Here is a 15193-nt window from a genome sequence, read left to right as displayed (position 1 = left end):
CCATCTCTTGATGCATCGCCGGACTGGCCGGCTCGCCATGAACAGCATCAATGGAGACACTTCGTTATGACCGTGGACGCTCATAAGGAAACACTCGGCTTCCAGACTGAGGTCAAGCAGCTACTGCACCTCATGATTCATTCGATGTACTCGAACAAGGAAATCTTCCTGCGAGAGCTGATTTCCAACGCATCGGATGCCGCAGACAAGTTGCGATTCGAGGCTATTGCCGCTCCCGCGCTGCTCGAAGATCAGCCCGACCTGCGTATTCGTATCAGCGCTGATTCGGCAGCCAATACCCTGACTATTGAAGACAACGGCATCGGTATGTCGCGTCAGGAGGTCATCGATCACCTGGGGACCATCGCCAAGTCGGGTACTGCGGCCTTTATGCAGCAGTTGACCGGTGATCAGAAGAAGGACTCTCAACTGATTGGCCAGTTTGGTGTCGGTTTCTACAGTGCCTTTATCGTCGCTGACAAGGTCGAGGTGTTTACCCGCCGTGCGGGGCTGGCGGCAGAGGAGGGGGTGCACTGGGAGTCGGCCGGTGAAGGTGAGTTCAGCATCGCCACTATCGAAAAGCCCGAGCGCGGCACCCGCATCGTTCTGCACCTGAAGGCAGCCGAGAAGGAATTCGCCGACGGCTTCCGTCTGCGCAATGTGATTACCAAGTATTCCGATCATATTTCCCTGCCGATTGAGCTGCTCAAGCAGCATTTTGGCGACGAAAATGATGCGCCTGCCGAACTCGAGTGGGAAAGCGTCAACCGCGCCAGCGCGCTCTGGACCCGTCCGCGCACCGAGGTGTCGGATGATGAGTACAAGGCGTTCTACAAGCACGTTGCCCATGACTTCGAAGATCCGTTGAGCTGGAGTCACAACAAGGTCGAGGGCAAGCTGGAGTACACCAGTCTGCTGTATGTGCCGGGTCGTGCGCCGTTCGATCTGTATCAGCGTGAGGCTCCGCGTGGGCTGAAGCTGTACGTGCAGCGGGTGTTTATCATGGATGACGCAGAGCAGTTCCTGCCGCTGTATCTGCGCTTCATCAAGGGTGTGGTCGACTCCAATGACCTGTCGCTGAACGTATCACGCGAAATTCTGCAAAAAGATCCGGCCATCGACAGCATGAAGTCAGCGCTGACCAAGCGCGTGCTCGATATGCTGGAGAAGATGGCGAAGAAGGAGCCTGAGCAGTACGCAACTTTCTGGAAGGCCTTTGGCAGCGTGATGAAGGAAGGCCCGGCTGAGGATTTCGCCAACCGTGAGAAAATCGCTGGTTTGCTGCGCTTTGCCTCAACCACCCAGAGCGATGACAGCGAAGTGGTCAGCCTGGATACCTATATCGAGCGCATGGTAGAGGGGCAGGACAAGATCTACTATCTGACTGGCGAGCGCTATGCACAGGTCAAGAACAGCCCGCACCTGGAGATCTTCCGCAAGAAAGGCATCGAGGTGCTGCTGCTGACTGATCGCATTGACGAGTGGCTGATGAGCCACTTGAACGAGTACAAGGGCAAGCAGTTTGTCGATGTCGCGCGTGGCGACCTAGATCTTGGCAAGCTCGAGGCTGAAGAAGATAAGCAGGAGCAGGAGAAGGCTGCGCAAGAGAAGGCCGATCTGGTCAAGCGTATCCAGGAGGTGCTCAAGGATGACCTGCAAGAGGTGCGCGTCTCCCATCGCCTGACCGACTCGCCGGCAGTGCTGGTGATCAATGAGGACGACATGGGCCTGCAAATGCGGCGCATTCTGGAAGCCACCGGGCAGAAGGCGCCGGACAGCAAGCCGATCCTGGAGATCAACCCTTCGCACCCGCTGCTTGACCGTCTGGACGCCGAGCAGGACGAGGAGCGCTTCGCTGATCTGAGTCGAATTCTGTTTGATCAGGCCGCTCTGGCTGCCGGCGAGTCGCTCAATGATCCGGCGGCCTATGTCCGTCGTCTCAACGCGCTGCTGGTTGAGTTGAGTCGCTAGACTCTGTCACAGCGGGGTGTTTGCGCCCCGCTGTGATGCAGGAAATAAAAAACCCCTTTGCCCTGGTGGGCGGAGGGGTTTTTGTTTTCGGCCCGGGAATATCAGGCCTGGTGGTAACCGAAGATCGATTTCACTTCAAGGAAGTCCTCGAAACCGTAATGGCCCCATTCACGGCCGTTACCCGACTCCTTGTAGCCACCGAACGGGGCACGCGGGTCAAGCTGGGCACCATTGAGGTGGACCATGCCGGTACGGATGCGGCGGGCAACCTTGCGAGCCCGGTCCAGATCGCCGGAAGACACATAGCCGGACAGACCGTAGCGGGTGTCGTTGGCAATGCGTACTGCATCGTCTTCGTCTTCGTAGCCGATGATCGACAGCACCGGACCGAAGATCTCTTCGCGGGCGATGGTCATTTCGTTGTTTACATGGCTGAAGATGGTCGGCTTGACGTAGTAACCCTTATCCAGACCTTCCGGACGGCCCGGGCCGCCAGCGATGACCTTGGCACCTTCTTCTATGCCGGCAGTGATCAGGTCCTGAATCTTGGTCCACTGGGCCTTGGATACAACCGGGCCGATGACGGTGTCTTCAGCGTTCGGGTCGCCGGCCTTGACCTTGGCGACAACGGCCTGGGCAATGGCTGCGACCTCATCCATGCGGCTATTGGGTACCAGCATGCGCGTGGGTGCGTTGCAGGACTGGCCACTGTTGTTCATGCAGGACATGACGCCGTGGGCGACCATCTTCTCGAAATTGACGTCGTCGAGCAGGATGTTGGCCGACTTGCCGCCCAGCTCCAGCGCGACTCGCTTGATAGTTTGTGCGCCGTTGGTCATGACCTGGCGGCCTGCCGCAGTGGAGCCGGTGAATGACATCATGTCGATATCCGGGTGAGCCGACATGGCCGCGCCGACGGTCGGGCCGTCACCGTTGACCAGGTTGAACACGCCCGCCGGTACGCCGGCTTCGTCCAGGATCTCGGCAAGGACCAGTGCCGACAGCGGCGCAACCTCGGAAGGCTTGAGCACCATGGTGCAGCCGGTAGCCAGCGCCGGTGCGACCTTGCAGGTCAGTTGGTTCATCGGCCAGTTCCAGGGGGTGATCAGGCCGCAGACACCGATCGGCTCCTTGGTTACCAGGGTAGTGCCAATGGTTTCTTCGAATTCGAATTCCTTGAGTGCGGCAAGCGCGGTAACAAAGTGGCCCAGCCCTGAGGGAGCCTGCGCAACCTTGGCCAGCTTGGCCGGCGCGCCCATTTCCTGGGAGATGGCAGTGGCAACATCACCCATGCGCTTCTTGAAAACCTCGATGACGCGCTCGAGCAGGGCAATGCGCTCTTCGCGAGTAGTCTGGGAGTAGCTTTCAAATGCGGCCTTGGCGGCAGCAACGGCGAGATCCACGTCTTCCTTATTGCCGAGGGCGATAGTGGCAACGGCTTCTTCGGTGGCGGGGTTGATGACGTCCAGGGTTTGAGTGCCTTTGGGCGCAACCCAGTTGCCGTTGATGTAGAACTGCTGGTAATGGCTCATTCTGCATGGCTCCTTGTTATTGGTGTAGTGCATAAACACCCCACCATAGCATTGTCGCTGGCGGCGCTTCAGCAGATTTCTTGTGAAGCAGTGTAAGTGACGCCGTGTTGTCGTCTTTCGATACAGAACGCATCCCTTTATAATGCGGCGGCTTATACCTCTCGAATACTTGACTGAATTGCTTGGATATTGCATAGTGGCGCGGTGAATTCATCCGCTCGAGAGCGTCTATGCGATTGACCACCAAAGGTCGTTACGCCGTCACAGCCATGCTGGATCTGGCGTTGCACGAGGACCAGGGGCCCATCACGCTGGCAGACATTTCCATGCGTCAGGGCGTCTCCATCTCCTACCTTGAACAGCTGTTTGCCAAGTTGCGTCGTGGCAAGCTGGTCGAGAGTGTTCGTGGCCCCGGCGGCGGTTACCGACTGGCGGGTGGGGCTGCAGCCATCAGTGTTGCGCAGATTGTCGAGGCCGTGAACGACTCGATGGATGCCACCCGTTGCCTTGGAAAGGGCGACTGTCAGGATGGCGCAGTGTGTCTGACGCATCATCTCTGGTCCGATCTGAGTGCAAGGCTGCGACAGTTTCTGGACGAGATCAGTCTGGCAGATCTGGTGTCACGCGAAGACATCCAGCGCGTCAGTTCGCGCCAGGATCATTGTGTATCCAAAGTACGCAGCACAGTCAGCGCGCTTGAGCGCATTATCTAAAGAGTCACAGAACTCTCCATGCACGCAGCGCCCGCGGGCGGATGCGTGCCTGAATCAAGAAGTAGCGGCCTCGCTTCTGGCGCAGGTTGCAAGATTGAGGTGATACCGTGACTGAAGAAGTCGAAAGCCTGATCAGGAAGGACTACGCGGCGGGGTTCCATTCGTCCATCGAGTCCGAAACCCTGCCTCCTGGACTGAATGAAGACGTTATCCGGTTCATTTCTGCCAAGAAAGGCGAGCCTGAGTGGCTGCTCGAATGGCGGCTCAAGGCGTTCCGCTCCTGGCAGGAGATGGAAGAGCCAACCTGGGCCCATGTGCATTACCCGGAAATCGACTTCCAGGCGGTCTCCTACTATTCCGCGCCCAAGAGCATGGACAGCAAGCCCAAGAGTCTCGATGAAGTAGACCCGGAGCTGCTGGCCACCTACGAAAAGCTGGGTATTCCACTGCACGAGCAGGAGATGCTGGCGGGTGTTGCCGTTGACGCAGTCTTTGACTCGGTTTCGGTCGTTACCACCTTCCGGGAGAAGCTACTGGAAGCGGGCGTTATTTTCTGCCCGATCAGCGAGGCAGTGCACAAGTACCCGGAGCTGATCAAGCAGTATCTGGGCAGCGTCGTGCCGCAGAAGGACAACTTCTACGCTGCGCTGAACTCAGCCGTATTCTCCGACGGTTCCTTCGTCTATATCCCCAAGGGCGTTCGCTGCCCGATGGAGCTGTCGACCTATTTCCGCATCAATGAGATGAACACCGGGCAGTTCGAGCGCACCCTTATCGTTGCGGATGAGGGCTCCTACGTCAGCTACCTGGAAGGCTGTACCGCGCCGATGCGTGACGAGAACCAGCTGCACGCGGCGGTTGTCGAGCTGGTTGCGCTGGATAACGCGCAGATCAAGTACTCCACCGTTCAGAACTGGTATCCGGGTAACGCAGAAGGCAAGGGCGGGATCTACAACTTCGTGACCAAGCGGGGCGTGGCCCACACCAACGCGAAGATTTCTTGGACTCAGGTTGAAACCGGCTCTGCCGTCACCTGGAAGTACCCCAGCTGCATCCTCAAGGGCGACAACAGCGTTGGCGAATTCTACTCGGTAGCCCTGACCAACAATTTCCAGCAGGCCGATACCGGTACCAAGATGATCCATCTTGGCAAGAATACCCGCTCGACGATTGTTGCCAAAGGTATTTCTGCCGGCCGCAGCGACAGTGCCTATCGCGGCCTGGTGCGTATTAACCCGGGTGCTGATGGTGCGCGAAATTATACCCAGTGTGACTCGCTGCTGATTGGTGATCGCTGCGGCGCGCATACCTTCCCGTATATCGAAAGCAAGAACCCAAGCGCCGTTGTGGAGCACGAGGCAACAACCTCAAAGGTCAGCGATGACCAGTTGTTCCTGTGCCAGCAGCGTGGCCTCGATGCCGAAAAGGCGGTCTCGATGATCGTCAACGGCTTCTGCCGCGAGGTGTTCAAGGAGCTGCCCATGGAGTTTGCGGTGGAAGCCGGCAAGCTGCTTGAAGTCAGTCTCGAAGGTTCTGTGGGTTGATCGCCGGCTGGCGCAGCTCGAAACGGTTAAAGTAATTTATCAGGCATAAATGATGCTAAATATCAAAGACTTGCACGCGAAAGTTGAAGAGAAGGATATCCTTAAAGGGCTGTCCATCGAGGTCAAACCGGGCGAAGTTCACGCCATCATGGGGCCCAACGGTTCGGGCAAGAGCACTATGGGCAACGTGCTTTCCGGCCGGCCCGGTTACGAAGCCACAGCCGGCAGCGTGACCTTCAAGGGGCACGACCTGCTGGAAATGGAAACCGAAGAGCGTGCACGCGAAGGCCTGTTCCTTGCGTTCCAGTATCCGGTGGAGATCCCTGGCGTCAGCAACATGGAATTTCTCAAGGCGGCTGTTGATGCCAAGCGCAAGCATCAGGGGCTGGACGAAATCTCCTCGGTTGACTTCCTCAAGCTGGCGCGCGAAACCTGCAAGCGAGTCAACCTGGACGCCAGTTTCCTGAAGCGCGGTGTGAACGAAGGGTTTTCCGGCGGTGAGAAGAAGCGCAACGAGATCATGCAGATGATGCTGCTGGAACCGGATCTGTGCATTCTCGACGAGACCGACTCCGGCCTGGATATCGATGCCCTGCAGGTGGTTGCCGATGGCGTCAATGCAATGCGTGACGGCAAGCGCAGCTTCCTGGTGGTGACGCACTATCAACGTCTGCTGGATTACATCGTGCCCGATTACGTTCACGTCCTGGCCGGCGGTCGCATCGTCAAATCCGGCGACAAGAGCCTGGCGCTGGAGCTGGAAGCCAAGGGTTACGGTTGGCTCGAAAACGAGGTGGTCTGACCCATGACTGATTTTCAACAGACGGCCTTGGAGCTTGCCGCCGAGCAGCAGACGCCGGCATGGCTCGCAGCGCTGCGCCAGCAGGGTGCCAGCACCTGGGCAGCTGCAGCCTGGCCTGGCCGCAAGACCGAACACTGGAAGTACATTTCTCTGGCTCCGCTGCAGCAATGCGAACAGCTTGGTTGGAGCAGTGAGTCTGATGACGTCGCGCTGGACGCCGTAGAGCAGATCGAGCTGGACGCTATCCGTCTGGTTTTTGTCAACGGTCGCTTCAACGCCGCGCGCTCCAGTGCCTTGCCAGCCGGCGTCGTGCGTTTCGCCGATGCCAATACCGAACAGCAGGCATTGATTCAGCAGCATCTGGGCAAGGTCGTCGACAGCGAGCGTCATATGTTTGCCGCCCTGAGTAATGCCTGGGCTGCAGATGGCGTGCTGCTGCACGTTGCTCGGGGTCACAAGCTGGAAAAACCGGTCTATATCGTCAACGTCTCCACTGCGCAGGCGAATCCGGTCGCGGCCAGCCAGCGCGTGCTGGTGGTGCTGGAAGACAATGCCGAGGCCGAGCTGATCGAACATTACGCTTCCGATAGCGTCAGCCAGAACGGCTTCGTCAACAGTCTCACTGAGGTCGTGGTCGGTAATAATGCGCAGGTGCAGCATTACCGCATCAACCTGGAACAGGAAGATCTGCTGCACGTTGGCGGTGTTCACGTGAACCTGCAGCGCGATGCCCGCTTCCACGGCTTCACCCTGGCCCAGGGCAGCCGCCTCAAGCGCATTGACTATCAGGTCAACATGCTGGGCGAGGGGGCACATCTGGAGCTGAACGGCGTCTACTTGCCGCGCAACCGCCAGGTGATCGACTATCACACCAATGTTGAGCATTGCGTGCCGCATTGCACCAGCAATGAGGTATTCCGCGGGATTATTGGTGACTCGGCCAAGGCGGTATTCAATGGCCGGATTCATATTCATCCGCAGGCGCAGAAAACGCTGGCCGAACTGAGTAACAAGAACCTGCTCACGTCCCGCACGGCCGAGATCAATACCAAGCCCGAGCTGGAAATCTACGCCGACGACGTACGTTGCGCCCACGGCGCGACCATCAGTCAGCTGGACGAAACCTCGCTTTATTACCTGCAGAGCCGCGGCGTAACCAAGGCGGATGCCATCACCATGCTGAGCTTTGGCTTTATCAATGAGCTGCTAAACCAGGTGCCGGAGCAGGCGGTGCAGGATTATCTGCGTCCGCGTCTGGTGTCGCTGTTCGGCCAGCCAAGCGAGATGGTAGGGCAGATCGGTTATGAATGACCTGGCCAAACCGTTGCCGTTCGACGCCGAGCGCGTGCGTGCCGACTTTCCGATCCTGAATCAGGAGGTCAACGGCCACCCGCTGGTGTATCTCGATAACGCCGCGACCACGCAGAAGCCGCGCGCGGTGATTCAGGCGCTGGTCGACTACTACGAGCAGGACAACAGCAACGTTCATCGCGGTGCTCACGCGCTGGCAGATCGGGCGACACAGAAGTTCGAGGCCGCACGGGCCAAGGTTGCCGCGTTTATCAACGCACCCGAGGCGCGCCAGGTAATCTGGACCCGAGGCACCACCGAGAGCATCAATCTGGTGGCGTCCAGTTGGGGGCGGGCCAATTTGCAGGCCGGTGACCGCGTGCTGGTGTCGGCGATGGAGCACCACTCCAATATCGTGCCCTGGCAGCTTATAGCGGCGGAGAAGGGTGCCAGCGTTGAGCCGATTCCGGTGGATGCTGACGGCACGCTGGATATGGCAGCGCTGGAGTCGATGCTGGACGAGCGTGTCAGGCTGGTTGCCTGTGGCCATGTGTCCAACGCCCTCGGCACTGTTAACCCGGTTGCCGATATAGTGCGTCTGGCCCATGCTGCCGGCGCGCTGGTGCTGATTGACGGGGCGCAAGCCGTCAGTCACTGGCCAGTCGATGTGCAGGCGCTGGATTGTGATTTTTATGTTTTCTCCGCGCATAAACTGTTCGGCCCGACCGGTCTGGGTGTGCTGTACGGCAAGCGTGCGTTGCTCGAAGCCATGCCGCCTTACCAGGGCGGCGGTGAAATGATCGAAACCGTCAGCTTTGCCGGCACTACCTTCAACCAGCTTCCCTACAAGTTTGAAGCGGGTACCCCGGATATTGCCGGCGTGATCGCTTTTGGCGCGGCGATCGACTACCTCAATCAGCTTGATCGTGTCGGCGCCGCCGCCCACGAGCAGGCGCTGCTGACCTATGCCGAAGAGCGTGCACGGGCAACGCCCGGTATTCGCCTGGTTGGCACCTCCGCGCACAAGACCAGCGTCATGAGCTTTCTGCTGGAGGGCGCGCACCCCAATGACGTGGGTATGTTGCTGGATCAGCAGGGCGTTGCGGTGCGAACCGGCAATCATTGCGCGCAGCCGATCATGGAGCAGTTTGGTATTCCGGGTACTGTGCGGGCCAGCTTGGCGTTCTACAACACCAGAGCCGATGTGGACCGGTTGTTCGAGGCGCTGGAAAAAGTACGGCAGTTTCTGATTTAGGAGTGCTGCAGATGAGCGTTGAATCCTTTGATCCCAAACAACAGGCGGTGACCGTTACCCCGGCTGCGCTGGCGCATTTTCGTCGGCAACTGAACGGGCAGCAGGGCAAGGCGGTGCGTCTGAGCGTGAAGAAGAGCGGCTGCACCGGCTTTATGTATGCCATTGATCTGGTGGAGCAGGGGCGCGATAGCGATTTGCACTACCAGCTTGATGATCAGGTCGAGTTGCTGGTCGACAGCGACAGTATCCAGGTGCTGTCGGGCACCGAGATTGATCTGGTGCGCGAGGGCATCAACCAACAGATCAAGTTCATCAATCCGAACGTCAAGGACGAGTGTGGCTGTGGCGAAAGCTTCAGCGTGAACTGATCTCGCTCCTGTCTACCGCGCGCCCGGTTGGGCGCGTTTATTTTTGAGGAAACCCGATGGAACGTCGCATGGTGGTAGCCCGGGCCGATTGCCCGGCACGCCGAGTTCCCGATGGAACACCCCTGACCATCCCGAAAGACACCTTCGTAACCATTACCCAGGCGCTGGGCGGCAATTACACAGTGACCTACAACGGTCAGATGGTCCGGGTCGATGGTACTGATGCCGAGGCGTTGGGTCTTGAACCCGAGCTGCTGTCGTTCCCCGAGCCGACCGACGACCAGATCCGCGAAGAGCAGGTCTGGGAGGCCCTTAAAACCGTTTATGATCCGGAGATTCCGGTTGATCTGGTCAATCTCGGCCTGATCTACAACGTTGCTATTGACCAGTCCGAGCACAAGGTGACCATTCAGATGACCCTGACTGCCCCCGGCTGCGGTATGGGGCCGGTGCTGGTTGGCGATGTTGAATACAGGGTAAAGCGGGTGCCCAATGTCGAGCACGTCAAGGTTGACCTGGTGTTCGATCCGCCTTGGCAACGGCACATGATGAGCGAAGAGGCACAGCTCGAAACCGGCATGTTTTTCTGAGGACGGCAACACATGAGTCGATTTGGTACGGAAATCACCAGTGAAGATATCGTTGATACTCTGTCGTTCTTCGATAGCTGGGAAGACCGCTACAAGTACATCATTGATCTGGGCAAGGAATTGCCGGAGCTTGATGCAAGCCAGCGAACCGATGAAAACCTGGTGCGCGGCTGCCAGAGTCAGGTCTGGCTGGTCGGCCACCGCGATGGTGACAGGCTGTATTTCGATGCCGATAGTGATGCCTTTATCGTCAAGGGGCTGCTTGCTGTTGTTCTGGCGGCCTACAATGGCAAGCGGGCAGAAGAGATCAGAGCATTCGATATCGAGGATTACTTCTCACGGCTCAACCTGCTCAAGCACCTGAGCGTCACTCGTGGTAACGGCCTGCGGGCCATGGTACAGCGTATTCAGGCTGCGGCGGCCTAAAGGCTGCCGCATCTGATTTCGCAGCAGTTGTACTGAACAGTGGTAGCAGTTATGGTCACATTCTGACTTTCTGAGCGCGCTGCCTGGTGCGCCAGCAAACAACAATAACAACGCAAGAGCATTCTGAATGAGCGCCTTCTGGTCCAGACTGAAGGATGACTTTCAGCTGTCGATCATTACGCTGGTCGGGAGTCTCGCCGTATTGGGCGTGACACCGTACGCGGTGTATCGGCTTGGCCAGCGCAACTGGCTGGTCGGCTTTACCGACAGTTTCCTCGTGGTGGGCACTGTGCTCGCCGTATCCTATGCCTGGCGTACCGGCAATACCGTTCGTCCCGGGCAGTTTCTCGCCGCAATCTACTCCATCGGAGCCTTTCTGGTCAGCATCAAGCTGGGTACCAACGGCCTGTTCTGGATGTATGTGCTAATCCTGTTCAATTTCTTTGTGGTGCCGCCGCGTCAGAGTGTAATGGTGACGCAGGTAACCCTGCTTGCGGTTTGTCTGTATGGCTGGCTGAATCCGCAAGAGGTATTTGCCAGCCATTACCAGATGGGTTCGTTTATTGTCACCTATGAACTATCCAGCATATTTGCGTTTGTGTTCGCGTCTCGTGGTCGCGCTCAGCGGCGTGAGCTTTCGCAGCTTGCGACTGAGGATCCGTTGACTGGCATCGGCAACCGGCGAACCATGAACAAGGAGCTGGATATCGCTGTTGCCGACAGCAGGCGATACGACATACGTTTTGGCCTGCTGGTGCTCGATCTTGATCATTTCAAGCAGATAAACGACCAGTTTGGACATGCTGTCGGCGATGATGTGCTGGTGCGTTTCGTGCAACTGGTCGACGCGGCCTGCCGCCCATCTGATCGCCTGTTCCGGCTGGGTGGTGAGGAGTTTGTCTTGCTGGTTCCCAATGTTACCCGTGAAGGCCTTAATGGCGTTGCAACCAAGATTCAGCAGTGCGTCCGCGAGGTTTTGAGGCGGCCGGACGGGCAGGCTGTGACTGTTTCCATTGGCGGTTGCATGCTCAATGGTCACCCGGAGCGCGAGTCCTGGCTGCATGAGGCTGATGCGTGTCTTTACGCCGCAAAGGACGCAGGGCGTGACCAGATCGTGATCGCAGCGCCTTGAGTGTCGCCCGGTTGCAGTGCTCCTCCTGTCTCTCTACTATTGACTGGCATGCTCTGTCTGGAGGTATCTCCATGAGAACAACGTATTCTGATGGCGCCTTTTGGCGCAAGCTCGCATCCCATGCCCGGTTGGCCGGGCGTGAGGTAGTCGAAAAGGCGCTGTGCCTCTACTACGCGGCGCGCCGTCCTGAAACGCCAGCCTGGGCCAAGGCGGTCATTGTCAGTTGTCTGGCGTACTTTATCGCGCCTCTGGACGCGATTCCTGATTTCACCCCGTTGCTGGGCTTTACCGACGATCTGGGTATGTTTGCCAGTGCGTTGGCAATGGTTGCAATGTATATAGACGGTGACGTCAGAACAGCAGCGCGTCGAAGGGCCGACAGCTGGTTCGGCCCTTTTATCGAAGAGGTCGACGAGGCGCGCTAGCTGCCTAGTGCTGGCTATATACCCGTTGGCTGCCGTCAGCCTCGACGGCAATGACCTGGTAGGCCTGGTGGTGCTCGCCCATTTCCATTCCGGGCGAGCCGATCGGCATGCCCGGTACGGCAAGGCCCTTTATGGTGCTGTCATCTTCAAGAGCCAGAATGTCGCTGGCCGGGACATGCCCTTCAATGAAGACGCCCTTGTAAATCGCCGTATGGCACGAGCGCAGGGCCGGGTCGACTCCCAGGCTCTGTTTCATCGCAACGACCTCAGAGGTGACGTGGTCGTTGACCTCAAGGCCATTTTCCTCAAGATGTTCGATCCAGGCGTGGCAGCAGCCGCATGAGGGATCGCGGTATACATCGATATCGGCAGCCTGAGACAGGCTGCTCACCAGCAGCAGACCGCCAGCGATCAGGTTTTTCATTCTCTTGCTCTCCTCGGATATCCGACTTCCGGCGCTGCATCAGGCCGGGCGCTCTGATACCATGCGCGCCGTCAGGTTCAGACCGCTGAGACTAGCGGGTTAGTCGGCGAGTGTCATCCGCAAGCCTTGGTCAAGCAGGTATATGGTCGTTGCATGATGTTTCCTCTTTTTCCTGGTGTCTTTCGTTGTCAGCATTCTCCAAGGCGAAGTCGTCTGGGGGCGCTGTACCTGCTGCTTGTCTGTCTGTTCGCAACTCCCGCTTCGGCAATGCAGGTGGTGTTTATCAGTCCGGGCAAATCCAATGAGCCATTCTGGATGGATGCGATCGAAGGTCTGCAGCACGCGGCGACGAGTCTGGGGGTTGAGCTGGAGGTTCTGCACGCCGAACGCGACCACCTGGCCCAGCTCGGTTTGGCCAGGGATGTGTCCTGGCGGCCGTCAGGCCAGCGCCCGGACTACCTGCTGGTGTCGGCGGAAAAGCAGGTCCTGCCGGGGCAGTTGCAGATCGCCGAGCAAGCGGGCATCCGGGTATTTGCTGCGTATAACGGTGTGCTGGAGAGCGAACGTGAAATGCTTGGCTATCCCCGCGATCGGCTGAAACACTGGCTAGGCAGCCTGGTGCCTGATGCAGAGGAAGCCGGCTACCTCAGTGCCAGATCCTTGATCCTGCAGGGGTTGCAGCAGTTTCCGGCGAGCAGGTCGCAGCGGTTGGAGATGATTGCCATATCGGGTGACAAGTCGACTGACAGCTCTCGCCGGCGGACTCGTGGAATGCGGAGAGCGGTCGCCGAGTTTGCCGAGGTTCGCTTGCGTCAGAATGTCTACGGTGAATGGCGGCGGGACAATGCCCGTTATCAGACCCCCATTTTGCTTGAGCGCTATCCGCAAACGCGACTGGTATGGACCGGTAATGATCTTATGGCCTACGGCGCTATTGAAGGTGCACGCAGTCTCGGTCGTACGGTCGGGCGTGATCTTGTGGTGTCGACTGTCAACATGACTGAGCAGGCAACCCGAGCATTGCTTGATGGCGAGGTGCAGGTCGTGGTCGGCGGCCATCATCTTGCCGCAGCCTGGGCGCTGGTAGTGTTGTACGACTACGAAAATGGTGTGGATTTTGCCGACAGCGAAGGCCTGGAGATGGAAAAGAGCATGTTTGCTCTGTTCGATCGGTCAATGGCTGAGGATTACCTGGGCTATCTTGCGGCCGGTCGGCCTGCGGTGAATTATCGCCGGTTCAGCAAGGTGCTCAATCCGGCAGTCAAGAGCTATGACTTCTCGATTCGCGGCTGGCTGGCAGCCGCGAACGAGGCCGTGCTTGATGCTGGCGGACGCTAATCAGCGTTTGGCGATAATCCAGACTGCGTGAACGATGCCGGGAATGTAACCGAGCAGGGTGAGCAGGATGTTAAGCCAAAAGGCGCCACCGAAACCCACCTGCAAAAACACGCCCAGCGGTGGCAGCAAAATGGCGATCAGTACGCGAATCAGATCCATGTGTTGGTTCCTTGTGTCCGGAAGTTTCATGCATTGTGACCCGCAGTACCATTGATCGTTCAGTTGCTGCTGATATCCAAACGCTTCCCGGTAATGTCTGTCGCAGCTGGCTACCGCCAGAATGCCCTGGAATGAGGGGGGCGCCGTCTCTGGCTGGCGATCTGGCTGGGCAGCTGGCAGAGCCTGGCTCTTGCGTTCGGTAGCAACAGAAAAGGCCATCCGGTGCCCGCGATAGCCTTCTTTTAATCTAATTAGATCAACAGGTTGGAAGCCTTACTTAAGACGGCGCTCAATGCCCATCTGCATCAGGATCTTCGCTGAAATCTCTTCTACCGAGTAGTGCGTTGAGTTAAGGAAGGGAATGTTCTCCTTGCGGAACAGGTTCTCCACTTCCCGTACTTCAAATTCGCACTGCGGGTAGCTGGAATAGCGGCTGTTGGGGCGGCGTTCGTTGCGGATGCTGGCCAGACGGTCTGGGTCGATGGTCAGGCCGAACAGCTTGCTCTTGTTCTGCTTGAGCGCCTTGGGCAGCTGCAGGCGCTCCATGTCGTCCTCAGTCAGGGGGTAGTTGGCGGCGCGAATACCGTATTGCAACGCCATGTACAGACAGCTTGGCGTCTTGCCGCAGCGGGAGACACCAACCAGGATGATATCGGCCTGGGCGTAGTGGTGTGTGCGCGCACCATCGTCGTTGTCCATGGCGAAGTGCACCGCGTCAATACGGTCTTTGTAATGGCTGTTGTGCTGGATCGAGTGGGTCTTGCCTACCGAGTAGGACGAGCCGTCACCCAGTTCCTGTTCCAGCGGCGCCAGGAAGGTCGAGAAAATATCGATCATGTAGCCATTGGATTTGGCCAGCTCCTGACGAATCTCGCTGTTGACCACGGTATCGAAAATGATCGGCCGCGCTGCATCTTTCTCGGCAGCAGCATTGATTTGTTGTACCATGTCACGCGCTTTTTCCACGGTATCGACGTACGGGCGCAGCAGCTTGGTGAACTGGATGTTCTCGAACTGTGCCAGCAGGCTTTGACCAAGCGTCTCGGCGGTGATGCCGGTACCATCAGAAATGAAAAAAGCGGTGCGTTTCATTCACGAAGCCTTAAGATGTCGTGTCTCGGTTACCGGGTAGCCCGCATATATGTCGGAGCAGCCCCCAAAGATCGGCATTGTGGCGCATTTGCAGCGGGCAGACCAGTATGCTCCCGCCGCCGCACAGACTTA

At 58.1% G+C, this 15193-nt stretch carries 16 protein-coding genes; 12 read left to right on the top strand and 4 right to left on the bottom strand.

The window, feature by feature from the left end:
* Positions 1–66 precede the first annotated feature (66 nt).
* Complete coding sequence (htpG, locus tag ACZ5WQ_RS05940; RefSeq protein ID WP_464383358.1) at positions 67–1971, top strand: molecular chaperone HtpG; 1905 nt, start codon at positions 67–69, stop codon at positions 1969–1971.
* A gap of 101 nt (positions 1972–2072) precedes the next feature.
* Here the strand turns inward: htpG and ACZ5WQ_RS05935 are convergent, their stop codons facing one another.
* Positions 2073–3503, bottom strand: coding sequence for an aldehyde dehydrogenase family protein (locus ACZ5WQ_RS05935; protein ID WP_228247158.1), 1431 nt, complete (start codon positions 3501–3503; stop codon positions 2073–2075).
* A gap of 230 nt (positions 3504–3733) precedes the next feature.
* Here ACZ5WQ_RS05935 and iscR point away from each other — a divergent pair, with 230 nt between their 5' ends.
* The 10 genes from iscR to ACZ5WQ_RS05885 all read left to right on the top strand — a co-directional run bounded on the left by iscR (position 3734) and on the right by ACZ5WQ_RS05885 (position 12048).
* Positions 3734–4216, top strand: coding sequence for a Fe-S cluster assembly transcriptional regulator IscR (iscR, locus tag ACZ5WQ_RS05930; RefSeq protein WP_228247157.1), 483 nt, complete (start codon positions 3734–3736; stop codon positions 4214–4216).
* 107 nt (positions 4217–4323) lie between these two features.
* Positions 4324–5760 carry a Fe-S cluster assembly protein SufB gene (gene sufB, locus ACZ5WQ_RS05925; protein WP_228247156.1) on the top strand — a complete coding sequence of 479 codons (1437 nt, stop codon included), beginning with the start codon at positions 4324–4326 and terminating at the stop codon, positions 5758–5760.
* 52 nt (positions 5761–5812) lie between these two features.
* Entirely contained in the window at positions 5813–6562 is a 750-nt protein-coding gene (gene sufC / locus ACZ5WQ_RS05920) for a Fe-S cluster assembly ATPase SufC (protein WP_088274133.1), read from the top strand.
* Between the two features lie 3 nt (positions 6563–6565).
* Positions 6566–7873 carry a Fe-S cluster assembly protein SufD gene (sufD, locus tag ACZ5WQ_RS05915; RefSeq protein ID WP_233049739.1) on the top strand — a complete coding sequence of 436 codons (1308 nt, stop codon included), beginning with the start codon at positions 6566–6568 and terminating at the stop codon, positions 7871–7873.
* Entirely contained in the window at positions 7866–9107 is a 1242-nt protein-coding gene (locus ACZ5WQ_RS05910) for an aminotransferase class V-fold PLP-dependent enzyme (protein WP_233049738.1), read from the top strand. The genes sufD and ACZ5WQ_RS05910 overlap by 8 nt, the downstream gene beginning before the upstream one ends.
* Before the next feature lie 11 nt (positions 9108–9118).
* On the top strand, positions 9119–9475 hold the full coding sequence (locus tag ACZ5WQ_RS05905) for a HesB/IscA family protein (protein ID WP_088274333.1): 357 nt from the start codon (positions 9119–9121) through the stop codon (positions 9473–9475).
* A 56-nt stretch (positions 9476–9531) separates the two neighbouring features.
* Entirely contained in the window at positions 9532–10065 is a 534-nt protein-coding gene (sufT, locus tag ACZ5WQ_RS05900) for a putative Fe-S cluster assembly protein SufT (RefSeq protein ID WP_200818408.1), read from the top strand.
* A gap of 12 nt (positions 10066–10077) precedes the next feature.
* The gene (locus ACZ5WQ_RS05895; protein ID WP_228247153.1) at positions 10078–10491 is read left to right on the top strand and encodes a SufE family protein; all 414 of its coding nucleotides are present in this window, start codon (positions 10078–10080) and stop codon (positions 10489–10491) included.
* 127 nt (positions 10492–10618) lie between these two features.
* Positions 10619–11623, top strand: coding sequence for a GGDEF domain-containing protein (locus ACZ5WQ_RS05890; RefSeq protein WP_233049737.1), 1005 nt, complete (start codon positions 10619–10621; stop codon positions 11621–11623).
* Between the two features lie 71 nt (positions 11624–11694).
* On the top strand, positions 11695–12048 hold the full coding sequence (locus tag ACZ5WQ_RS05885; RefSeq protein ID WP_228247151.1) for a YkvA family protein: 354 nt from the start codon (positions 11695–11697) through the stop codon (positions 12046–12048).
* A gap of 4 nt (positions 12049–12052) precedes the next feature.
* On the opposite strand, the gene ACZ5WQ_RS05880 is transcribed toward ACZ5WQ_RS05885, so the two are convergent.
* A complete protein-coding gene (locus ACZ5WQ_RS05880) occupies positions 12053–12472 on the bottom strand; it encodes a DUF411 domain-containing protein (RefSeq protein ID WP_269687287.1) in 420 nt (139 codons plus the stop codon).
* A gap of 315 nt (positions 12473–12787) precedes the next feature.
* Between ACZ5WQ_RS05880 and ACZ5WQ_RS05875 the strand changes: the two genes are divergently transcribed.
* On the top strand, positions 12788–13810 hold the full coding sequence (locus ACZ5WQ_RS05875; RefSeq protein WP_464383357.1) for an ABC transporter substrate-binding protein: 1023 nt from the start codon (positions 12788–12790) through the stop codon (positions 13808–13810).
* Here the strand turns inward: ACZ5WQ_RS05875 and ACZ5WQ_RS05870 are convergent, their stop codons facing one another.
* Positions 13811–13969: a YqaE/Pmp3 family membrane protein gene (locus ACZ5WQ_RS05870; RefSeq protein ID WP_088274141.1), complete on the bottom strand. Its 159-nt coding sequence runs from the start codon at positions 13967–13969 to the stop codon at positions 13811–13813. It abuts the gene before it with no gap.
* A gap of 273 nt (positions 13970–14242) precedes the next feature.
* Positions 14243–15061, bottom strand: coding sequence for a posphoenolpyruvate synthetase regulatory kinase/phosphorylase PpsR (gene ppsR, locus ACZ5WQ_RS05865; RefSeq protein ID WP_088274142.1), 819 nt, complete (start codon positions 15059–15061; stop codon positions 14243–14245).
* Positions 15062–15193 lie beyond the last annotated feature (132 nt).

The sequence above is a fragment of the Halopseudomonas sp. T1L2 genome (assembly GCF_055397385.1).
Note: the sequence above shows the minus strand (reverse complement) of the source record. Positions and strands in the feature narration are given on the sequence as shown.